This window comes from Rhodoplanes tepidamans, from assembly GCF_030813915.1.
Classification (GTDB): Bacteria; Pseudomonadota; Alphaproteobacteria; order Rhizobiales; family Xanthobacteraceae; genus Rhodoplanes; species Rhodoplanes tepidamans.
This window is the reverse complement of the sequence record NZ_JAUSUJ010000002.1, coordinates 264,729-285,110: the sequence shown is the minus strand read 5'-3', so window position 1 is coordinate 285,110 and position 20,382 is coordinate 264,729. Positions and strand designations below refer to the sequence as shown.

Annotated in this window: 20 protein-coding genes; 12 read left to right on the top strand and 8 right to left on the bottom strand. The window is 69.8% G+C overall.

What is annotated here, in order from left to right; translation table 11 throughout:
* Positions 1-588 precede the first annotated feature (588 nt).
* The 9 genes from J2S22_RS03930 to lepA all read left to right on the top strand — a co-directional run bounded on the left by J2S22_RS03930 (position 589) and on the right by lepA (position 9,355).
* The gene (locus J2S22_RS03930) at positions 589-2,304 is read left to right on the top strand and encodes a sensor histidine kinase (protein WP_272775856.1); all 1,716 of its coding nucleotides are present in this window, start codon (positions 589-591) and stop codon (positions 2,302-2,304) included.
* Between the two features lie 224 nt (positions 2,305-2,528).
* Complete coding sequence (locus tag J2S22_RS03925; protein ID WP_272775743.1) at positions 2,529-2,978, top strand: HPr kinase/phosphorylase; 450 nt, start codon at positions 2,529-2,531, stop codon at positions 2,976-2,978.
* A 356-nt stretch (positions 2,979-3,334) separates the two neighbouring features.
* Positions 3,335-3,736 (top strand): PTS sugar transporter subunit IIA, encoded by a 402-nt coding sequence (locus J2S22_RS03920; protein WP_272775744.1) that lies wholly within the window; start codon positions 3,335-3,337, stop codon positions 3,734-3,736.
* 8 nt (positions 3,737-3,744) lie between these two features.
* Positions 3,745-4,080: an HPr family phosphocarrier protein gene (locus tag J2S22_RS03915; protein ID WP_272775745.1), complete on the top strand. Its 336-nt coding sequence runs from the start codon at positions 3,745-3,747 to the stop codon at positions 4,078-4,080.
* Between the two features lie 71 nt (positions 4,081-4,151).
* Positions 4,152-4,436 (top strand): hypothetical protein, encoded by a 285-nt coding sequence (locus J2S22_RS03910; protein ID WP_272775746.1) that lies wholly within the window; start codon positions 4,152-4,154, stop codon positions 4,434-4,436.
* A complete protein-coding gene (locus J2S22_RS03905; RefSeq protein WP_272775747.1) occupies positions 4,433-4,735 on the top strand; it encodes a type II toxin-antitoxin system RelE/ParE family toxin in 303 nt (100 codons plus the stop codon). The genes J2S22_RS03910 and J2S22_RS03905 overlap by 4 nt, the downstream gene beginning before the upstream one ends.
* A gap of 189 nt (positions 4,736-4,924) precedes the next feature.
* Entirely contained in the window at positions 4,925-6,352 is a 1,428-nt protein-coding gene (gene ahcY / locus J2S22_RS03900; RefSeq protein ID WP_272775748.1) for an adenosylhomocysteinase, read from the top strand.
* A 273-nt stretch (positions 6,353-6,625) separates the two neighbouring features.
* Positions 6,626-7,417 carry a class II glutamine amidotransferase gene (locus J2S22_RS03895; protein ID WP_272775749.1) on the top strand — a complete coding sequence of 264 codons (792 nt, stop codon included), beginning with the start codon at positions 6,626-6,628 and terminating at the stop codon, positions 7,415-7,417.
* A gap of 126 nt (positions 7,418-7,543) precedes the next feature.
* Entirely contained in the window at positions 7,544-9,355 is a 1,812-nt protein-coding gene (gene lepA / locus J2S22_RS03890; protein WP_272775750.1) for a translation elongation factor 4, read from the top strand.
* A gap of 14 nt (positions 9,356-9,369) precedes the next feature.
* Here lepA and J2S22_RS03885 read toward each other — a convergent pair whose 3' ends face one another.
* The 3 genes from J2S22_RS03885 to J2S22_RS03875 are packed head-to-tail and all read right to left on the bottom strand — an operon-like array spanning position 9,370 to position 11,809.
* Entirely contained in the window at positions 9,370-10,203 is an 834-nt protein-coding gene (locus tag J2S22_RS03885) for a hypothetical protein (RefSeq protein ID WP_272775751.1), read from the bottom strand.
* Positions 10,204-10,208: 5 nt separating this feature from the next.
* Positions 10,209-10,631, bottom strand: a complete 423-nt coding sequence (locus J2S22_RS03880) for a very short patch repair endonuclease (RefSeq protein ID WP_272775752.1) — start codon at positions 10,629-10,631, stop codon at positions 10,209-10,211.
* Positions 10,628-11,809 (bottom strand): DNA cytosine methyltransferase, encoded by a 1,182-nt coding sequence (locus J2S22_RS03875; RefSeq protein ID WP_272775753.1) that lies wholly within the window; start codon positions 11,807-11,809, stop codon positions 10,628-10,630. The genes J2S22_RS03880 and J2S22_RS03875 overlap by 4 nt, the downstream gene beginning before the upstream one ends.
* Positions 11,810-12,403: 594 nt before the next feature.
* Here J2S22_RS03875 and J2S22_RS03870 point away from each other — a divergent pair.
* Positions 12,404-13,723 (top strand): MFS transporter, encoded by a 1,320-nt coding sequence (locus J2S22_RS03870; protein WP_272775754.1) that lies wholly within the window; start codon positions 12,404-12,406, stop codon positions 13,721-13,723.
* A gap of 206 nt (positions 13,724-13,929) precedes the next feature.
* Entirely contained in the window at positions 13,930-14,178 is a 249-nt protein-coding gene (locus J2S22_RS03865; protein ID WP_272775755.1) for a hypothetical protein, read from the top strand.
* Between the two features lie 113 nt (positions 14,179-14,291).
* On the opposite strand, the gene J2S22_RS03860 is transcribed toward J2S22_RS03865, so the two are convergent.
* The 3 genes from J2S22_RS03860 to J2S22_RS03850 form a co-directional block, all read right to left on the bottom strand.
* Positions 14,292-15,212: a sigma-70 family RNA polymerase sigma factor gene (locus J2S22_RS03860; RefSeq protein WP_272775756.1), complete on the bottom strand. Its 921-nt coding sequence runs from the start codon at positions 15,210-15,212 to the stop codon at positions 14,292-14,294.
* 15 nt (positions 15,213-15,227) lie between these two features.
* Entirely contained in the window at positions 15,228-15,692 is a 465-nt protein-coding gene (locus J2S22_RS03855; RefSeq protein WP_272775757.1) for a carboxymuconolactone decarboxylase family protein, read from the bottom strand.
* A 133-nt stretch (positions 15,693-15,825) separates the two neighbouring features.
* Entirely contained in the window at positions 15,826-16,095 is a 270-nt protein-coding gene (locus J2S22_RS03850) for a DUF2442 domain-containing protein (protein ID WP_272775758.1), read from the bottom strand.
* Positions 16,096-16,361: 266 nt separating this feature from the next.
* Between J2S22_RS03850 and htpG the strand changes: the two genes are divergently transcribed.
* On the top strand, positions 16,362-18,344 hold the full coding sequence (htpG, locus tag J2S22_RS03845; protein WP_272775759.1) for a molecular chaperone HtpG: 1,983 nt from the start codon (positions 16,362-16,364) through the stop codon (positions 18,342-18,344).
* Between the two features lie 42 nt (positions 18,345-18,386).
* Here the strand turns inward: htpG and J2S22_RS03840 are convergent, their stop codons facing one another.
* Both J2S22_RS03840 and J2S22_RS03835 read right to left on the bottom strand, forming a co-directional pair.
* Positions 18,387-18,959 carry a sugar O-acetyltransferase gene (locus J2S22_RS03840; protein ID WP_272775760.1) on the bottom strand — a complete coding sequence of 191 codons (573 nt, stop codon included), beginning with the start codon at positions 18,957-18,959 and terminating at the stop codon, positions 18,387-18,389.
* A gap of 184 nt (positions 18,960-19,143) precedes the next feature.
* Entirely contained in the window at positions 19,144-20,361 is a 1,218-nt protein-coding gene (locus J2S22_RS03835; RefSeq protein ID WP_272775761.1) for a LeuA family protein, read from the bottom strand.
* Between the last annotated feature and the right edge of the window lie 21 nt (positions 20,362-20,382).

Here is a 20,382-nt window from a genome sequence, read left to right as displayed (position 1 = left end):
CACGGCTTTCGGGCGACGCGGCACGCCGGGCCGGTCGGTGCCGCGCCGTGATCGGCGGCGCGACCGCTCGACCCGAACCGACGAGACGCCCTGATCAACTCGCGAGGCGCACGGCCCGTGCTCGATCGACTTGCCGACCGCGACACCACCGGAGACACCCCGGTCGAGACCCGCGCGGCGCCCCCGGCCGTGCCGACGCAGGTCCCGCCCGCCCGCCGCCGGCACCGCCGGACGCTGCGGCGGCTGATGCGGCCGCTGCGCCGGGCCGCCCGCTTCTGGCTGCAGCCCGCCACCGAGCAGATCCGGCGCTCCGCCGAGCGCGCCGCGCCGGGCGGAGCGTCGCCGGCCCGCGACGAGCCGGTCCTCTCGGGCATGTTCGGCATCGCCGGCCTGCGCCGCATCGCCCGCCTGCGGCGCGCCCTGCGCCGGGCCCGGCTGCGCGTCGCCATGCTGGCGGCCCCGCTGGTGCGCGGCGGCCGCGCCGTCGGCGACGCGCTCGTCACGGTGCACCGGACCACCGTCGGCGTTCTCGCCGCGGTCGGCACCCCGGTCGCCCGGACGCTGCGCCTCGACCGCCTCGGCCGGGCCATGCAGCCGGCCTGGAAGCTGTTCACGGCGCTGACCTTCTCCAGCCTCACCCGGCGCATCGTCTTCCTCAACGTCGCCGGCCTGCTGGCCCTGGTGGTCGGCATCCTCTACCTGACCCAGTTCCGGGCCGGCCTGATCGACGCGCGGGTGCACAGCCTGCTGGTGCAGGGCGAGATCATCTCGGGCGCCATCGCCTCCTCGGCGACGGTCGACACCGACACCATCACGATCGACCCGCAGCGCCTGCTCGAGCTGCAGGCGGGCGAGAGCTACGGCCCCTCCGACGACGTCCTGTTCGGCTACGAGTTTCCGCTCAACCCCGAGCAGGTGGCGCCGCTGCTGCGCCGGCTCGTCACCCCGACCAACACGCGCGCCCGCATCTACGACCGCGAGGGCACGCTGTTCATGGACAGCCGCACGTTCCTGGGCCGCGGCGACGTGCTGCGCTACGACCTGCCGCCGCCGACGGCCGAGAAGCCCGGCGCGGTCGAGCGCACCGTCGGCTCGATCCGGCGCTGGATGGGCCGCGGCGACCTGCCGCGCTACCGCGAGCTCGGACCGGAGGAGAACGGCCGCGCCTATCCGGAGATCGCCCAGGCGCTGGCCGGCCAGAAGGCGAGCGTGGTGCGGGTCGACGACCGCGGCAACGTCATCGTGTCGGTGGCGATCCCGATCCAGCGCTCGCGGGTGGTGCGCGGCGCCCTGCTGCTCTCCACCCAGGGCGGCGACATCGACCAGATCGTCGAGGCCGAGCGGCTGGCGATCCTGAAGGTGTCGCTGATCGCCGCCGGCATCATGTTCGTGCTGTCGCTCCTGCTCGCCGGCACCATCGCCGGGCCGGTGCGCCGCCTCGCCGACGGCGCCGAGCGGGTGCGCCGGCGCATCAAGACGCGCGTCGAGATTCCCGACTTCACCGGCCGGCGCGACGAGATCGGCCATCTCTCGGGCGCGCTGCGCGACATGACCAACGCGCTCTACAGCCGCATCGAGGCGATCGAGAGCTTCGCGGCCGACGTGGCGCACGAGCTGAAGAATCCGCTGACCTCGCTGCGCAGCGCCGTCGAGACCCTGCCGCGGGCCAAGACGCCGGAGAGCCAGGCGCGCCTGCTCGCCGTCATCGAGCACGACGTGAAGCGGCTCGACCGGCTGATCTCCGACATCTCCGACGCCAGCCGGCTCGACGCCGAGCTGCAGCGCAACGATTCCGGCACCGTCGACCTGCGCCGCCTGCTCACCACCGTGGTGGCGGTCGCCAACGAGGTGAAGCGCGGCAAGGGCGTCAACGGCGTGCGGGTGTCGCTCGCCTTCGAGGGCGGCGGACCGCGCAGCTTCCAGATCTCCGGCCACGACTCGCGCCTCGGCCAGGTGGTGCACAACCTGATCGACAATGCCCGCTCGTTCTCGCCGGAGGGCGGCATCGTGCGGGTGACCTGCCGGCGCCGCGACAAGGAGCTGGAGGTGACCGTGGAGGACGACGGGCCGGGCATCCGCCCCGACGCGCTCGACAAGATCTTCCAGCGCTTCTACACGGACCGCCCCGACCAGGGCTTCGGCCAGAACTCCGGCCTGGGCCTGTCGATCTCCAAGCAGATCGTCGAGGCGCATGCCGGGCGCATCTGGGCCGAGAACCGCCTCGGGCCGGACCCGGGTCCCGACAGCGGCGACGGCCCGCCGGTGCTCGGCGCCCGCTTCGTCGTCCGCCTGCCGGCGATGTGAGCCGGACCAATGTCCGCATGGGCCTCTCGCCTCCTGCGTTCCCTCCCCCCTTGTGGGGAAGGGACAGAGAGGGGGGTGAGCCGCGGGCGCGGTGATCGTGGCTCACCCCCCTCTCCACCTCTCCCCCACAAGGGGGGAGAGAGCAGGCTGCGATCTGCGGCGATGCACCGGCACACCTGTCGGTCCGGCCGCGACACGCTCGCCGCCCGCCGGCGCGGGCGGCCATGACTCCCACCATCCACGCCTCCGCCGTGCTGGTCGGGGCCCGGGCGGTGCTGATCCGCGGGCCGTCGGGAGCGGGAAAGTCGCGGCTCGCCCTGCGGCTCCTCGACGCGGGGGCGGGCCGGTTCGCCCGGCTGGTGGCGGACGACCGCACGGCGGTCACGGCGGCGGGCGGCCGCCTGCTGGCGCGGCCGGCCGAGACTCTCGCCGGGCTGATCGAGGTGCGCGGCCTGGGCCTGCGCCGGCTGCCGCACGAGCCGGTCGCGGTGGTCGGCCTCGTGGTCGACCTCGCCGATCCGGCGGCCGAACGGATGCCGCAGGACCGGGCGACCATCGTCACCATCGAGGGCGTCACGCTGCCGCGTCTCGGCCTGCCGGCCGGCGTCGACCCCCTGCCGGTCCTGCTGGCGGCGCTGGCGGGACCGCCCCCCGGGACGCCGGTCTCGCCCTGACCCGGGACGGTGGCGGTGCCGCGGTCCGGCGGGGCGTCGCGTCGCAGGTTCTTCACGGAATGGTCACGCCTGCCTATTAACGAATGACAACTTGAATTTAGCCGCGGGTCTGAAAGGATCCGCGGCGTCGGCCCCTCGGCGCGGCGGTGTGTGGATGCAGGCCGGCGCGGCTTGCCCGCCTCCGGGCGCCGGGGTATCGGCGACGCCCGGCGCGCGGCCGTCCGCACCGCGCCGGCCATCGGGGACACCCCGCGGACGCACGGGCCGGGGAGCCGGGCACTTGCGCTCGGGCCCCGGGATGTCATGATCCATTCGTATTTTCGTGCGGCGCAGCACACGCGCCGCGAGGTATTCCGATGATCGGCCTCGTACTCGTGACCCACGGTCGGCTCGCCGTCGAGTTCCGGGCCGCGCTGGAGCACGTCGTGGGTCCGCAGAGCCAGATCGAGACCGTCACGATCGATCCGAACGACAATGTCGAGCTTCGCCGCAAGGAGATCATCGACGCGGTCGGCCGGGTCGACACCGGCGACGGGGTGGCGATCCTGACCGACATGTTCGGCGGCACGCCCTCCAACCTCGCCATCTCGGTGATGAGCCTGCCCAATGTCGAGGTGCTGGCCGGCATCAACCTGCCGATGCTGGTGAAGCTCGCCAAGATCCGGGCCGAGTGCCCGCTGGCCGAATCGGTCGCGGCGGCGCAAGAATCGGGACGCAAGTACATCACCATCGCAAGCCGGGTTCTGGCCGGGAAATGAGCCGGGCGATGAGCGACGAGATCGACGCGGTCGACGGACCCTGCGGGTCGGAGTTCCCGGCACCGCGCGAGGGCGCCGTGGTGCGCCACATCCCCATCATCAACCAGAAGGGCCTGCACGCCCGCGCCTCGGCCAAGTTCGTCCAGACGGTCGAGCGCTTCGAGGCCCGGGTGTTCGTCACCCGCTGCGGCCAGACGGTCGGCGGGGATTCGATCATGGGCCTGATGATGCTGGCCGCCGCTCCCGGCACCACCATCATGGTGGAGGCGCTCGGCAGCGACGCCGACGCCGTGATCGCCGCCCTCGAGGAGCTGATCGGCAACCGCTTCGGCGAGGACGACTGAGGCGCTGCGCGCCTGCGCACCCGAGATCGCGTGCGCCGGACGGCAGCCGGGACGCCTTCGGCCGAGGCCCCATGGTCCTGGTCCGGCTTGCCGGGCGGATGGCCCGTGCTATCGTCCGGGCCATGAGCAAGACACTTCGGGACGTTCTCGCCCGCGCCGAATCGTGGCCGGACTGGGCGCAGCGCGATCTGGCCGAGATCGCGTCGCAGATCGATCGCGAGGTCCGCGGCGACCGCTACCGGGCGACCCGCGAGGAACTGGACAAGCTCGACGAAGCCGTGGACCAGGTCCGACGCGGTGAGGTCGTGACCGAGGCCGAGGTCGAAGCGATCTTCGCCAAGCACCGGACATCATGAGGCTCGAGCTTTCGCACGCGGCGGCAGCCGAGCTCGACGAGCTCCTCGGATACATCGGCGAACGAAGTCCTTCCGGTGCGGCCCATGTCGAGGCGAGCCTCCGCCAGGCGTTCGACCGCATCCGCCGGCATCCCGAGGCGGCCGAGCGGGTGGACGAGCGCCCGAGCATCCGGCGCATCCCGCTCGTCCGCTATCCTTACGTCATCTATTACGAGGTGGGCGAGGACGTAGTCACGATCCTTCGCATCCTGCACGGCGCCAGACGGCAACCTCGGCCCGGCGAGGAGAGCGAATCGTAGCCCCCAGGGCATGACGGGGCATTGGCCCACCATCCCTAACTGCGGCTTAACGACATAAAGAAGTCTTTATGTGTTTCTTGCGGGGTTCGCCGAGCCCTGCTATAGGGCTGGCGACGCCGCCCGGCGCTCGGCCCCTGTCGGCCGCAGGCGCCGGGGCGCGCCCGTTTCCATCAGCACCCAGGGATCTCCATGACCGCTTCCGCGAAGCCCGCGTCCGCCGCCGCCCCCGACTACGCCGTGAAGGACATCGGCCTCGCCGACTGGGGCCGCAAGGAGATCGCCATCGCCGAGACCGAGATGCCCGGCCTGATGGCGACCCGCGACGAGTACGGCCCGGAGCAGCCGCTGCGCGGCGCCCGCATCGCCGGCTCGCTGCACATGACCATCCAGACCGCGGTGCTGATCGAGACGCTCAAGGCGCTCGGCGCCGACGTGCGCTGGGCCTCGTGCAACATCTACTCGACCCAGGACCACGCCGCGGCAGCGATCGCGGCCGGCGGCACCCCGGTGTTCGCCGTCAAGGGCGAGAGCCTGGTCGACTACTGGGACTACACCCACCGGATCTTCGAGTGGGGCGACGGCGGCACCCCGAACATGATCCTCGACGACGGCGGCGACGCGACGCTGCTGATCCATCTCGGGGCCCGCGTCGAGGCCGGCGAGACCGCGCTGATCGCCAAGCCGACCAACGAGGAGGAGGAGGTCCTGTTCGCCGCCATCGCGAAGCGGATCAAGGAGCAGCCCGGCTGGTACAAGCGGAACGCCGAGGCGATCCGCGGCGTCACCGAGGAGACCACGACGGGCGTGCACCGCCTCTACGAGATGCAGAAGAAGGGCCAGCTCCTGTGGCCCGCCATCAACGTCAACGACTCGGTCACCAAGTCGAAGTTCGACAATCTCTACGGCTGCCGCGAGAGCCTGGTCGACGGCATCCGCCGCGGCACCGACGTGATGATGGCCGGCAAGATCGCCATGGTGGCGGGCTTCGGCGACGTCGGCAAGGGCTCGGCCGCCTCGCTGCGCAACGCCGGCTGCCGGGTGATGATCTCCGAGATCGATCCGATCTGCGCCCTGCAGGCCGCCATGGAGGGCTACGAGGTCGTCACCATGGACGACGCGGCGCCGCGCGCCGACATCTTCGTCACCGCGACCGGCAATCTCGACGTGATCACGGTCGACCACATGCGCAAGATGAAGGACCGCGCCATCGTCTGCAACATCGGCCACTTCGACTCGGAGATCCAGGTCGCCGGCCTGAAGAACTTCAAGTGGCACAACGTCAAGCCGCAGGTCGACGAGGTCGAGTTCCCGGACGGGCACCGCGTCATCCTGCTGTCCGAGGGGCGGCTGGTGAATCTCGGCAACGCCACCGGCCATCCGAGCTTCGTGATGTCGGCGTCGTTCACCAACCAGACGCTCGCCCAGATCGAGATCTTCACCAACCCGGGCAAGTACGAGCGCAAGGTCTACACGCTGCCCAAGCACCTCGACGAGAAGGTCGCGCGCCTGCACCTCGCCAAGGTCGGGGCCAAGCTGACGCAGCTCTCCGACAAGCAGGCCACCTATATCGGCGTGCCCCAGCAGGGCCCGTTCAAGCCGGAGATGTACCGGTACTGAGCGGCCGGTCGCCGCGCGGCACGGCGCGGCCCCGATGGTACGGGAAAGCGAGCGGCCGGGCCCCTGCCCGGCCGCTGTCGTTCCGGGCCGCCGCCGAGCCGGGCGGTCCGCGGCACCGGCTCGGCCGGGGCCGGGGGCCCGGGCGGCCCCGGCCGGAAGCCGGGCCGGGGTCCGGAGAAACCCGATTTGACCTTCCCCCTGCCGCATTGCGAATATAGCGGGTGAATCGGCCGGTCGGGCCGACATGCCGCGGCCGGGAAGGAGCATGTCCCCATGTGCCGCTGGATCGCCTATCGGGGCGAGACGATCGCACTCGAACACTACGTCACGGCGCCCGCGCGCTCCCTGGTCGCCCAGAGCATCCACGCCCTCGAATCGACGGCCGCCACCCATGGCGACGGCTTCGGGCTGGGCTGGTACGCCGACCATCCGGAGCCCGGCCTCTACCGCGAGGTGCGCCCGGCCTGGTCGGACGAGAACCTGCGCTATCTCTGCCGCCACATCCGCTCGCACCTGTTCTTCGCCCATGTGCGCTCGGCGACCGGCACCCCGATCACCCGGCCGAACTGCCATCCCTTCGCCTGCGGCAACTGGCTGTTCATGCACAACGGCTTCATCGGCGACTGGAACCGCATCCGCCGGCGGGTCGAAGGGCTGATCCCGGACGAGCTGTACGGCTCGCGCACCGGAACGACCGACTCGGAGGCCGTGTTCCTGGCGATCCTCGGGGCCGGGCTCGACCGCGACCCGGTCGGCGCCACCGCGCGGACCATGGCGGCCATCACGGCGATGACCCGCGAGAACGGCCGCGCCGATGCGCTGCGCTTCACCGCGGCGATCGCCAACGGCCGCGACCTCTACGCCTTCCGCTACGCCGCCAACGACGAGGCCAACACCCTGTACTACCGGGCCGCCGGCCAGGACGTGGTGTGCGTCTCCGAGCCGCTGGACGAGGACCGCTCCGGCTGGACCGCGGTGCCCACCGACCATGTGGTGGTGGCCCGCGCCGGCCGCCGGCCCGAGGTGCAGCCCTTCGCGGTCGCCCAGGCTCTGGCCGCGGAGTAGCCGGCGCTCCCTCTTCACCTCTCCCCGCCGGGCGGGGCGAGGGGGTGACCCGTGCCGTGCTGCCGGGGCCCTCCTGCGCCACCGGCTCGCCTTGCCGCTGCGCGGGGCGGATGATATCCCCCGCGCATGACCACCCAGACCATCGACCGCATCCGCAACTTCTCGATCGTGGCCCATATCGACCACGGCAAGTCGACGCTCGCCGACCGGCTGATCCAGCTCACCGGGGCGATGTCCGAGCGCGAGATGCAGGGGCGCGAGCAGGTGCTCGACTCGATGGACATCGAGCGCGAGCGCGGCATCACCATCAAGGCCCAGACGGTGCGGCTCGCCTACCGGGCCAAGGACGGCAAGGACTACGTCCTCAACCTGATCGACACGCCCGGGCATGTCGACTTCGCCTACGAGGTCAACCGGTCGCTGGCCGCCTGCGAAGGCTCGCTGCTGGTCGTCGACGCCAGCCAGGGGGTCGAGGCGCAGACGCTGGCCAACGTCTACCAGGCACTCGACAACAACCACGAGGTCGTGCCGGTCCTCAACAAGGTCGACCTGCCGGCCGCCGAGCCCGACAAGGTGAAGCAGCAGATCGAGGACGTGATCGGGCTCGACGCCTCGGACGCGCTGCAGATCTCCGCCAAGACCGGCATCGGCATCCCGGACGTGCTGGAGGCGATCGTCACCCGCCTGCCGGCCCCCAAGGGCGACCCCGACGCGCCCCTCAAGGCGCTGCTGGTCGACAGCTGGTACGACGCCTATCTGGGCGTCGTCGTGCTGGTGCGCATCGTCGACGGGTCGATCCGCAAGACCCAGAAGGTGCGCATGATGGGCACCGACGCGGCCTACGAGGTCGACCGCGTCGGCGTGTTCACGCCGAAAATGCAGGAGAAGGATTCTCTAGGCCCCGGCGAGATCGGCTTCATCACGGCGTCGATCAAGGAGGTGGCCGACACCAGGGTCGGCGACACCATCACGGACGACCGCAAGCCGACCGCGACGCCCCTGCCCGGCTTCCGCCCCGCCATTCCGGTGGTGTTCTGCGGCCTGTTCCCGGTCGATGCCGCGCAGTTCGAGGACCTGCGCGCCGCGATGGGCAAGCTGCGGCTCAACGACGCGAGCTTCACGTTCGAGATGGAGACGTCGGCCGCGCTCGGCTTCGGCTTCCGCTGCGGCTTCCTCGGCCTCCTGCACCTCGAGATCATCCAGGAGCGGCTGGAGCGCGAGTTCAATCTCGACCTGATCGCCACCGCGCCCAGCGTGATCTACAAGATCTTCATGACCGACGGGTCGGAGATCGAGATCCACAACCCGGTCGACATGCCGGACGTGGTGAAGATCAAGGAGATCCACGAGCCGTGGATCCAGGCCACCATCATGACGCCGGACGAGTATCTGGGCAGTGTGCTGAAGCTGTGCCAGGACCGCCGCGGCGTGCAGACCGAGCTCACCTACGTGGGCAACCGCGCCATGGTGAAGTACGAGCTGCCGCTGAACGAGGTGGTGTTCGATTTCTATGATCGCCTGAAGTCGGTGTCGAAGGGCTACGCGTCCTTCGACTACCATCTGACGGATTATCGCGAGGCCGATCTGGTAAAAATGTCGATCCTGGTCAATGCCGAGCCGGTCGACGCGCTGTCCATGCTGGTCCACCGCACGAGAGCCGAGGGGCGCGGCCGCGCCATGTGCGAGAAGCTCAAGGAGCTGATCCCGCCGCACATGTTCCAGGTGCCGATCCAGGCGGCGATCGGCGCGAAGATCATCGCCCGCGAGACGGTGCGGGCCTTCCGCAAGGACGTGACGGCCAAGTGCTACGGCGGCGACATCACGCGCAAGCGAAAGCTCCTCGACAAGCAGAAGGAGGGCAAGAAGCGCATGCGCCAGTTCGGCAAGGTCGACATCCCGCAGGAGGCTTTCATCGCCGCGCTGAAGGTTGATGTGTGAGGCGGTGACCCGCGTCAGCCACCGTCTTCTTCGGTTTCCTCGGCTTCCGGTTCGGGGGGCACGACGACTTCGGTCGTACCTTCCGCCCACTTGAACGTCGTTTTGTTCCGCTGGTCGTAGGCATCGACGATCGCTCCGATGGCGTCTTTGAACGACATCAACGATGCCGGTCGACCGGTTCGCGGCGGTGCGTCCATGACGTCGAAGAACGCGACACGTCCGAAGTCGTTCGGGCTCACGTCATAGAGGCCGATGAGAATCCGCTCGAACAATGTCGAATCGTCGACCGGCTTTTCACGACCGGCCCGATAGCGGAGAATCTGAACGGCCTGCCCGAAGCTGGACGGAGCGGAACTCCCGTCGTCGCAGGCATCCAAAGGTAGGAAGACGACGGCGCAGAGTACCGCATAAGGCTGTCGTTCGTGATAATCCGCCGCCTCGGCTCTCAGCTCGTTGTCGACGCGGGTGTAGTTCTTCGTATATCGCTTCGTTTTCGCGTCGCGGAAATTGATGGTCTTGATCGATACGCCGAGGCCGAGCCCGAGCTCGATGGTGGAATAGTTCACGTCGAGCTTCTTCAGACCCTTCCCGGTTCGCGCCTTGGATTCCTGTCCCGCCCCGGAGGCGTCCGGCAGAATCCCGGAAAAAGAGCTGCGGAGCGCATCTGCGAATCGCTGAGCCAGTGCACGAGACAAGGACTCGGCGTAGTTCTTCTTGTCGGTGCTGCTACCGTCCGCGGCTGCATCCCTCGGCCCGGCCCATGAGAGCTCTCGCCCAATACTGTCCTCGGTAAGAGATCGGGTTTCGGTCGAGAAACGTCTCGTCGTGGAATTCTTCGATTTCGCCATGACGACTACCGTGAGGTCAACGATCGGAGCTGCCGTCTGATCCGGGGCGCATCGATCGTCTCGCATTCCCAAACGACCACGACGCGAAAGCCCAGCTTTCGGAGTGCCTCGGTTTTGATTGCATCCCTTCGGACGTTGCTGTCGAACTTCGCCACCCAAAAGTCCCGATTGCGCGACGGCGTCGTGGTTCGGGCACACTCCTCGTGTCTGTGCCAGAAACATCCATTCACGAAGATGGCCCACTTCCTCCGCTTGTTGGCGAAATCAGGAGAGCCCGGGAGCGATCTCACATTGCGCCGATAGCCCAATCTCAGCTCGCGGAGCACGACTGCTACGTCGTCTTCCGGCTTGGTGCCGCGTTGCCTCACGCGACGCATCAACGCGGAGCGCTTCGGGTCTATCGGGCGTTCGCAAACAGGGGGCTTCATTCCGCGGCGTGAAGGCGGGGAAATCGATCGTCGACGAACCGGTCGATGGCGCGTACATGGTCGAGATGGGAGCGGACACGTTCCTTGAACCCGGGCACGAAACGAAGTGAACTCTTCTCGATTCGCGACAGGAAGCCAGCGGTTGCCCGTTCCGACAACAAGGTTGGTTCGTATTTCAGAAACTCTTGTAGCGGCGGTCTGATCTTCCAAGCCGGGAAGGCGGAGATGTGGACTTCGCGCCGTGTCTCGCCGTCGAAGCGGGCTGCCCGCGGCCAACGCACGCTCGTGAACGTTGCCGAATCCCGCGAGCGATCGAAGCGACCAGGTTTCGTCAAACGCCTCCCGATCCACGCCGCCACCGGTCGAGTCACCGCGTTGCCGACCAACGACCATCGGAACGAAGCGCGCCCGACAGCGGCGGCCGGTTTCGTCCAATCTGCCCGGAATCCCTGGAGCCGTTCCGCATCGCGTATATCGGGTGTGACGATCTCGCCGTTCGGCAGGAGGATTGCGGGTGGCGACGGAATCCCGACCGTCGAGCCATTCTTCAACGTCGGAACACAGTCGGGTCCCCAGCCCAGGCCGCGAGTGCCTTCCGTCCAGTAGAAGCCGTGCGCGTGGGTGCGGAGATCGGTTGCTTGAACCCGAGGCTCCGCCTCGTCCACGAGCAAAACGTCCGATGGATCGCCTTCGGTACTCGCGAGGAAGAAGACACGTTCCCGTCGCTGCGGCAGGAACGCGAGCGAGTTGACGACCCGGTACGCCCATCGATAGCCGCGCTCCTCGAAGGCGGACACCAGCCTGTCCATTGCGCTGCCGCGATCGAGTTGCAGCATGAATGACACGTTCTCAAGCAACACCCATCGAGGCCTGCTTTGGTCGATCAGCCGAAAAACGTGGCCGACCAGGCCCGACTTTCGGCCATTGATTCCCGCCGTCCTGCCGGCCTGGCTGAGGTCCTGGCAAGGAAAACCGGCGGTGAGCAGACCGACATCGGCAGGCAGTGATTTCAACCTTTCGACATCGCCGATGTTCGGAACGTCGCAGAACCGCTCCGCAAGGACCGCACGTGCGGGCTCCCAAATTTCGGACAGCAAAACGCTCTCGTGGCCGCCTTGATGCAGCCCGAGCTCAAGCCCACCGACGCCAGCAAACAATCCAGCAATCTTCATCGTCATCCCAGCCGTCTCGATCCAATGTTCATTAAACGTTCTGCCAAAGCAAGGGGGGTACACGAAGATTCAGTCGTAAAATCGAGCGTGTAGCCGACCCGTGACAGCAATCATGATCCGGATGGAGCGTGAAGCGGCAGCTGGGCTCCCGGCCACATCGTCCCGGGCCTTCGCTGCGAGGCCGGGCAAGAAACCCGCTTCAGACCTGGAGGGCCGAGAGTGGTCGCCGGTGGGCTCGGTCGGGGCGATTTCGGCCGCGAATCGGGCCAGGAGGGCGCGGCGGCGCGCACGAGGGACTGGACGGCGTTCCGGGCGCCGCGTGCGAGCAGTTCGGCGGCGCGTTCGCCGACCGAAATCCCGAGCTCCCCGACGATGCCGACCCCGCAGTCCCGAGCACGGCAGCCTCACCGAACGCGCGTCGGGGCCGAACGGGCGCTGTTCCGCCCCCAGCGCCGCCACGAACCGCGCGGGCGAGCGGACCCACGTACCGAGCGCATCCGCCACGCGGGCACGTCCCCTTGCGCCGGGCGGCCGGGCAGCGTACCTCGCCTCGCGCACCCGACGATCCGGTCGGCGCCGAGGATCGCCCGAGGATCACTCATGTCCCACGACGATGCGCGCCACGCGGCGGACGACGCTCTCTACAAGAAGATCGCGCTCCGGCTGATCCCGTTCATGATGGTGCTCTATCTGGTCGCGTTTCTCGACCGGGTGAACGTGTCGTTCGCGGCGCTCACCATGAATGCCGAGCTCGGGCTCTCGGCGAGCGTGTACGGCTGGGGCGCCGGGATCTTCTTTCTCGGCTACTTTCTGTTCGAGGTGCCGAGCAACCTGATCCTGGAGCGGGTCGGGGCGCGGGTGTGGATCGCCCGCATCATGATCACCTGGGGGCTCGTCTCGGCCGGCATGGCCTTCGTGCAGGGGCCGACGAGCTTCTACGTGCTGCGCTTCCTGCTCGGCGTCGCCGAGGCCGGCTTCCTGCCCGGCATGATCCTCTATCTGACGTACTGGTTCCCGCAGGAGCGGCTGGCGCGCTTCGTCGGCCTGTTCATGATGGCGGTGCCGATCGCCAGCGCGGTCGGGGCGCCGCTGTCGAGCCTGCTGCTCCAGACCCACGGCTTTCTCGGCCTGTCCGGCTGGCAGTGGCTGTTCATCCTGGAAGGCCTGCCGGCCTGCGCCCTCGGCCTCGCCGTGCTGGCCTGGCTCCCCGACGGCCCGGCGAGCGCGCGCTGGCTTTCCGACGCGGAGCGCGACGTCGTCGCGAAGAACCTCGCCGCCGACCGCGCCCGCAGCCCGCACCGGCTGCACGCCGCGCTCGGCCCGGCGCTGGCCGACGGCCGCGTCTGGCTGCTCGGCCTCGCCTATTTCGGCATCGTGGTCGGCCTCTACGGGGTCGGGATGTGGCTGCCGCAACTCATCAAGGCGCTCGGCTACGGCATCGAGGAGGTCGGGCTCCTGGTCGCCGTCCCCTACGCGATCAGCGCCGTCGCGATGCTCCTCTGGGGCCGCCGCAGCGACCGCCGGGCCGAGCGGGTGATGCATGTCGCGCTGCCGACCATGCTGAGCGCCGCCGGCCTGCTCGCCGCGGTGCTGCTGCCGCCGAACCTGTGGTCGATCGCGGCGCTCGGGGTCGCCACGGTCGGCATCTACGCGACGCTCGGGCCGTTCTGGGGCCTGCCGCCCCAGTTCCTCGAGCGCACCGCCGCAGCCGGCGGCATCGCGCTGATCAATTCGGTCGGCAATCTCGGCGGCTTTCTCGGGCCCACCCTGGTCGGCTGGAGCATGTCCCTCACCGGCAGCGCCCATGCCGGCCTCGTCGCCGTGACGGCCTGCCTCGCCGCCTCGGTCGCCGCCGTGCTGGTGACGGGCCGGCGGCTGCGTCTGCCGGGACAGGCCGCCGTGGCCGGCGCCGGGCCCTGAGCCCGGCGCGTCACCGCGGCCCACGCGGCGCGAAAGCGGCTAAACCGGGATCGTTACGCGGGCGCCGATCACGGTTCGGCCAGCCGGGCCTCGCCCTGCCGGCACAGGCTCGTGAAGCGCCGCGGCGTAACTCCGGGTGGCCCCGGCCGTATCTCGTGACAGGTGCGGCGACGATCGCCCATCGTTTCGAGACCAGGAGCCACTCCATGGCCAAGACCGCCTCCTCCAAGACCGCCTCCTCCGAGATCGCCTCCTTCAAGACCACCTTCTCCAAGGCCGCCCTGTTCGCCTTCGGGCTCGCCGCCGTGCTGGTCGCGGGCAGCGTGACCGCCGACGCCGCCATGCGCGTCCGCGGCAGCGCCGTGCACGACTCCTACGCGTCCGGCGGGACGCCGGGACCGACGGTCGGCTCGGAGGAGTCGCTGTTCGATCGGGCGAAGGGTTCGATCTACTGATCGCGGCGGCGCACGCCGATCCCGCGTTTCCCGGGGGGCGAACGCCGTTCGCCCCCCGCCGTTTCGATCCCGCCGCAGCCCGCGCCGGTCCGTGATCGCACCCGCTCCGCCCCTCAGTGCAGGCGCGGCGCGAGATGCGCCAGCTTGTCCGGATTGCGGACGAAGTAGATCGCCGCGATCGAGCCGTCGACGATCTCGAACGCCAGGGTCTGCACGCTGCCGTCGGCCTCGGTGACGATCAGGCCGGGCAGGCCGTTGATCGAGGCGCCGCGGCTCGCCGCCAGCACGTCCGGGAACTTGGCGGCGATGCCGGCGAAGAAGCGGGCGACCCGGTCGCGCCCGACGATCGGGTTGAGGGCCGCGGTCTTGCGGCCGCCGCCATCGCTGTGCAGCACCGCGTCGGCGGCGAGCAGCCTCGCCAGCCCGCTGGCGTCGGCCCGCTGCACCGCCTCGGCGAAGGCGGCGACCAGGCGCGAGCCCTCCTCGGGCGCCACCGCGAAGCGCGGCCGGGCGGCCCGGACATGGGCGCGGGCCCGCGTCGCCAGTTGTCGGCACGCCGCCTCGCTGCGGCCGATCAGCGCCGCCACCTCGGCGAAGCCCACGTCGAACACGTCGTGCAGCAGGAAGGCGGCGCGCTCCAGCGGCGACAGGCGTTCCAGCGCCATCAGCAGCCCGACCGAGAGGTCGGACGCGTACTCGCTCGCCGTGTCGGCGGCGAGCGCCTCGGCGTCGAGCAGCGGCTCCGGCAGCCACGGCCCGACATAGGTCTCGCGGCGCGCCTTGGCGGCGCGCAGCCGGTCGAGGCACAGCCGCGCCACGGTGCGCGACAGGAACGCACGGGCGTCGCCGACCGCAGCGCGGTCGGCCCGGTGCCAGCGCAGATAGGCGTCCTGCACGGCGTCCTCGGCCTCGGCGACCGAGCCGAGCATGCGATAGGCGAGGCCGACGAGATGCCGGCGATGCGCCTCGAAGTCCCGGGCGGGATCGTCCACCCCCCGCTCGCGCGTCGTCTCGTCGTTCGCCGGCTCGTCCATGCGGGGGCTCCGGGTTCAGGCCGCCGCCGCGGCCGCCCGGTCGGCAGGATGCTGCACCCGGAAGCCGATCGCCAGCCGGTTCCACGCGTTGATCATCCCGACCGCGATCGACAGCGCGATCACCTCGTCCTCGGAGAAATGGGCCCGGACCTCCTCCCAGGCGGCGTCCGGCGCATGCGTGTCGGCGACCCGGGTGAGCGCCTCGGCCCAGGCGAGCGCCGCCCGTTCGCGCGGCGTGTAGAGGGCGGACTCCTCCCAGGCGTCGAGCAGCAGGAGGCGGGCGACGCTCTCGCCGGCCTTCAGGGCGTCGGCGGAATGCATGTGCAGGCAGAAGGCGCAGCCGTTGATCTGCGACACCCGCGTCTTGATCAGCTCCAGGAGGGTGTGGTCGAGCTGCCTGCCGACCCAGGTCTCCACCCCGGCCATGGCGGCGACGCCGTCGTTCCTGCGGCCCAGCCAGTTCGTCACGCGCTCCGTCATCTCGCTCTCCGTTCGCTCCGTCGGCCGCTCCGCGGCGGCTCCGACCACAAGACGAAGCGGCCCATGGCGGTGTGACACGGGGCGGACGGTTTTTTGTGCGGGACGTCCTGTCCGTCTCGAGACGGAGGGGCGTCTACTCGGCGGCGTCGACGCGCTTCAGGAGGCCTTCCGCCTGCATCTCGTCGTGCAGGGCGATCGGGTCCCAGTCGTAGCCGTTCGGCCAGGTCGGGGCGCCGTCGTGCACGATCACGCGGGCGAAACAGGCGGGGTCCTTCAGCGGCTCCGCCATGGGTTCGGTCTTCTGCCGGACGAACGAGAAATCCCTCGTTCCGATCGCACCGTTGGAAAACTCGATCGCGAGCACGTAGCCGCCGAGCTTCCTGATCCCGACGACGTCAATCATCGTCCAGACCTCCAATGAACTCCAACGGTCCTTCCTCGCGTGCCGCGAGCCAGTTTCGCATCAGGGCCTCCTGCCGCAAGGCGGTCCAGTCCCGCATCAGCCGCGCCACGGCGGGCGGCAGATTTCCGCCGATCACGGAGCCGTCGGCCACCAGGACGCGAACGGGCGGCGCACCCAGCGTCCGGGCGATCCGCCCACCCCCTCTTGCGACCGCCGATATCCCCGCTATATCCCCCTCGTTTCCATCACGATTCCGAGTGGACGCCATGACCGACGCCGCCCCTCCCGACGCCTCCGAGGCCACTCCCGCCAGCCCCGCGCCGCACGCCGAGGTCCATCCGTTCCAGGCCGAGGTGGCCGAGCTGCTGCACCTGATGGTGCACTCGGTCTATTCCGAGACCGACGTCTTCCTGCGCGAGCTGATCTCCAACGCCTCCGACGCCTGCGACCGGCTGCGGTACGAGGCGATCGCCCGGCCGGAGCTGCTCGCCGACGACCCCGACCTGAAAATCCGCATCACGCCCGACAAGGCGGCCGGCACCCTGACGGTCGCCGACAACGGCGTCGGCATGGACCGCCAGGAGCTGATCGACAATCTCGGCACCATCGCGCGCTCCGGCACCCGCGCCTTCATCGCCAGACTCGCCGAGGCGAAGGACGGCGGCGGCCTGATCGGCCAGTTCGGCGTCGGCTTCTACGCCGCGTTCATGGTGGCCGACCGCATCGAGGTGACGAGCCGGCGGGCCGGCGCGGACGAGGCCTTCGTGTGGCGCTCCACCGGCAGCGCCGGCTTCGAGGTCGAGCCGGCCGGCGCGCACGCCGCCGCGCTCCCGCGCGGCACCGAGATCGTGCTGCACCTCAAGGAGGACGCCCGGAAGTATCTAGAGCCGTGGGAGATCGAGCGGGTCGTCCACGCCTATTCGGACCACATCCAGTTCCCGATCATGCTGGCCGTCCCGGCCGGCAAGGCGGACGGCGACGAGGCGGACGAGGCGAAGGCCGGCGACGAGAAGGCCGGCGAGCCGCGCCAGATCAACACCGCGAGCGCCGTGTGGCAGCGCTCGAAGTCCGAGCTGAAGCCGGAGGACTACACCCAGGCCTATCGCTCGATCTGCGGCGCCTTCGACGAGCCGGCGGTGACGCTGCACTACCGGGCCGAGGGCCGGCAGTCCTACGCGGTGCTGCTGTTCGTGCCGTCGAGCTCGATGTTCGACCTCTACGATCCGGCCCGCAAGAGCCACCTCAAGCTCTATGTGCGCCGCGTCTACATCACCGACGACGCGTCGCTGCTGCCGAGCTGGCTGCGCTTCGTGCGCGGCGTCGTCGACTCGGAGGACCTGCCGCTCAACCTGTCGCGCGAGATGCTGCAGAACAACCCGCAGGTCGCGGCGATGCGCAAGGCGATCACCGGCAAGGTGCTCTCCGAGCTGGAGAGCGTCGCGTCGAAGGACGCGGACAGGTTCGCGACCGTGTGGGAGACGTTCGGCGCCGTGATCAAGGAGGGCCTCTACGAGGAGCCCGACCGGCGCGAGCAGATCCTCGGCCTCGCCCGCTTCACCTCCACCCGGGGGGAGCGGCGCACGCTCGCCCAGTACGTCGCCGAGCTGCGCGAGAACCAGACCGAGATCTACTATCTGGCGGGCGAGGACCTCGACCGCCTCAAGGCCAATCCCAAGCTCGAGGCGGCGAAGGCGCGCGGCATCGAGGTTCTGCTGCTCACCGACCCGGTCGACGCGCTGTGGACCTCGCTGCGGCTCGACTTCCAGGGCAAGGGCTTCAAGTCGCTGAGCCAGGGCGAGGTCGACTTCAGCCTGGTGCCGCTCGCCGAGGAGGCCAGGGCGGAGGCGGAGAAGGCGGCCGAGACGGCGGTCGACGAGGCGAGCGTGATCGCCGCGGTCAAGCTGGCGCTCGGCGACCGTGTCTCCGACGTGAAGGCGTCGCAGCGCCTGACCGACAGCGCCGCCTGCCTGGTCGCCGGGGGCTTCGGGCCGGACCGCGAGCTGGAGCGGCTGCTCGCCAAGCAGAACCGCAGCTCCGGCACCAGGCCGGTCCTGGAGCTGAACATGCGGCACGCGCTGGTCGGCGCCGTCGCCCGCGAGAGCGGCGCCGGACACGCCCACGAGGCGGCCGACCTCGCGATGCTGCTGTTCGAGCAGGCGCAGATCCTCGACGGCGAGCTGCCCGACGATCCGGCCGCCTTCGCCATGCGGCTCAACCGGCTGGTGACGCGCGGCCTCGCCGCGCACTGAGGCCACCGCCGCGGCCCGAGCGCGGCGCCGCGGCGCCGCGCCTCAGCGCAGCCGGCGCGCCGGATTGCCGGCGACCGTGGCGCCCGCCGGCACGTCGCGGGTGACGATGCTGCCGGCGCCGATCACGGCGTCGTCGCCGACCGTGACGCCCGGCAGGATCACGGCGGCGCCGCCGATCCAGACGTTCCTGCCGATCACGACGGGCCGTCCGAACTCGAGCCCGTCGCGCCGCGCCTGCGGATCGCGCGGATGGTCGGCCGCGTAGATCTGCACGGCCGGGCCGATCTGGGTGCCGTCGCCGATCGTCACCGCGACGACGTCGAGGATCACGCAGTTGAAGTTGAGGAAGACGTCACGCCCGAGCGCGATGTTGAAGCCGAAGTCGCAGAAGAACGGCGGCCGGATCACGGCCCCCTCGCCGACCGCCGCGAACCGCTCGCGAAGGAGCACGCGCCGCTCCGCCGAGGCGCTGTCCATCATCGCGTTGTAGCGCGCCATCCACGCCTTGGTGGCCGCCTGGTCGGCCTGGATCTCCGGATCGCCGGGCCGGTACAGCGCGCCGGCGAGCATCTTCTGCTTTTCGGTGGTCAGCGGATCGCTCCTGTCGGTGGGCATGCATCGTCTACGAACAAAGAGGCCGCCGGTTGCGGCGGCCTTTGTCTTCTGACGATGCGGCATCCCGGTCATTCCGGGGCGCGGACCGCAGGTCCGCGAACCCGGAATCCAGAGGCAAATGCGGAGTTCGTTGCTGGATTCCGGGTTCGCCGCTGCGCGGCGCCCCGGAATGACCCGCTCCGCCTCACGCCTTCACGGCCATCACGTCGCGGGCGATGGCGAGGAACTCCTCGTCGCTGACCAGGCCGCGCTTGGCGATGCCCTTGTCCTTCACCTGCTTGAGCATCTCGTTGACGAGCCCGTCCTCCGGGATCGGCAGGCCGAGCTTCTCCAGCGTGTAGGTGATCGACGCCTTGCCGCTCTTCTTGCCGAGCACCACGTCGCCGGCGCGGCCGGTGAGGGCCGGATGGGTGCCGAACATGGCGAGCGGCTCGCGCACCACGAGGTCCACCCCGATCCCGGATTCACGGGTGAAGTTCTTCGAGCCGAGGATCGGCTTGTTGGCGGCGATCGGCACGCCGGTGATGCGGCTGACCAGGGCGCCGAGCTCCGGCAGCTTGTCGAGCCGGTACTGCTCGTCGTAGCCGTACAGCACGTGCAGCGCGACCATCAGCTCCTCGAGCGCGGCGTTGCCGGTGCGCTCGCCGAGCCCGTTGGCGCAGGAGTGGATGCACGACGCGCCGGCCTCGACGCCGGCCAGCTCGGTCGCCACCGCCATGCCGAAGTCGTTGTGGGTGTGCACCTCGACCGGCAGGCTGGTGAGCTGCTTCACCCGCCGCACCATGTGCTTGATCGCCTCGGGCAGCGCGCAGCCCATGGTGTCGACGATGCCGATCGAGTCGGGCGGCGCCTCCTGCATCAGCCGGGTGAGCAGGTTCTCCAGATCCTCGGGGCGGGCCCGCGTCGTGTCGTAGGGGAAGTAGACGGCGTAGAGGCCGCGCTTCTTGGCGTAGTTCACGACCTCGACGCTCTTGCGCAGAACGTCCTCCCAGGTCCACTTGAACTGGTACTTGAGCTTGGGATAGCCGATCGGGATCTCGATGATGACGCCGTGGCAGCCGCAGTCGAGCGCCTTGTCGATGTCGACCGTGACGGCGCGCGCGAACGAGAAGATCTTCGACTTCAGCCCGAGCCTGGAGATCTCCTTGATGGCGGTGAAGTCCATTTCGGAGACGGCCGGCATGCCGGCCTCGATGCGCTCCACCCCGACCTCGGCGAGCTTCTCGGCGATCGCCACCTTGTCGGCCACGTCCATGACGATGCCGGGCGTCTGCTCGCCGTCGCGCAGCGTCGCGTCGTGGATCTCGACCTTGGCCGGGAGCTGCCGGGCCGCCACCACGTCCGGCGCGTTGTTGTAGGGGGAGACCCACCACTCGTTGTCGCGGATGTGAGGTTCGCTCATCTGATCACCATGTCGTCGCGG

Coding starts and splice junctions, on each gene's coding strand:
- J2S22_RS03930 (WP_272775856.1), top strand. CDS start 589: ATGCAGCCGGCCTGGAAGCTGTTCACGGCGCTGACCTTCTCCAGCCTC.
- J2S22_RS03925 (WP_272775743.1), top strand. CDS start 2,529: ATGACTCCCACCATCCACGCCTCCGCCGTGCTGGTCGGGGCCCGGGCG.
- J2S22_RS03920 (WP_272775744.1), top strand. CDS start 3,335: ATGATCGGCCTCGTACTCGTGACCCACGGTCGGCTCGCCGTCGAGTTC.
- J2S22_RS03915 (WP_272775745.1), top strand. CDS start 3,745: ATGAGCGACGAGATCGACGCGGTCGACGGACCCTGCGGGTCGGAGTTC.
- J2S22_RS03910 (WP_272775746.1), top strand. CDS start 4,152: ATGGTCCTGGTCCGGCTTGCCGGGCGGATGGCCCGTGCTATCGTCCGG.
- J2S22_RS03905 (WP_272775747.1), top strand. CDS start 4,433: ATGAGGCTCGAGCTTTCGCACGCGGCGGCAGCCGAGCTCGACGAGCTC.
- ahcY (WP_272775748.1), top strand. CDS start 4,925: ATGACCGCTTCCGCGAAGCCCGCGTCCGCCGCCGCCCCCGACTACGCC.
- J2S22_RS03895 (WP_272775749.1), top strand. CDS start 6,626: ATGTGCCGCTGGATCGCCTATCGGGGCGAGACGATCGCACTCGAACAC.
- lepA (WP_272775750.1), top strand. CDS start 7,544: ATGACCACCCAGACCATCGACCGCATCCGCAACTTCTCGATCGTGGCC.
- J2S22_RS03885 (WP_272775751.1), bottom strand. CDS start 10,203: ATGGCGAAATCGAAGAATTCCACGACGAGACGTTTCTCGACCGAAACC.
- J2S22_RS03880 (WP_272775752.1), bottom strand. CDS start 10,631: ATGAAGCCCCCTGTTTGCGAACGCCCGATAGACCCGAAGCGCTCCGCG.
- J2S22_RS03875 (WP_272775753.1), bottom strand. CDS start 11,809: ATGACGATGAAGATTGCTGGATTGTTTGCTGGCGTCGGTGGGCTTGAG.
- J2S22_RS03870 (WP_272775754.1), top strand. CDS start 12,404: ATGTCCCACGACGATGCGCGCCACGCGGCGGACGACGCTCTCTACAAG.
- J2S22_RS03865 (WP_272775755.1), top strand. CDS start 13,930: ATGGCCAAGACCGCCTCCTCCAAGACCGCCTCCTCCGAGATCGCCTCC.
- J2S22_RS03860 (WP_272775756.1), bottom strand. CDS start 15,212: ATGGACGAGCCGGCGAACGACGAGACGACGCGCGAGCGGGGGGTGGAC.
- J2S22_RS03855 (WP_272775757.1), bottom strand. CDS start 15,692: ATGACGGAGCGCGTGACGAACTGGCTGGGCCGCAGGAACGACGGCGTC.
- J2S22_RS03850 (WP_272775758.1), bottom strand. CDS start 16,095: ATGATTGACGTCGTCGGGATCAGGAAGCTCGGCGGCTACGTGCTCGCG.
- htpG (WP_272775759.1), top strand. CDS start 16,362: ATGACCGACGCCGCCCCTCCCGACGCCTCCGAGGCCACTCCCGCCAGC.
- J2S22_RS03840 (WP_272775760.1), bottom strand. CDS start 18,959: ATGCCCACCGACAGGAGCGATCCGCTGACCACCGAAAAGCAGAAGATG.
- J2S22_RS03835 (WP_272775761.1), bottom strand. CDS start 20,361: ATGAGCGAACCTCACATCCGCGACAACGAGTGGTGGGTCTCCCCCTAC.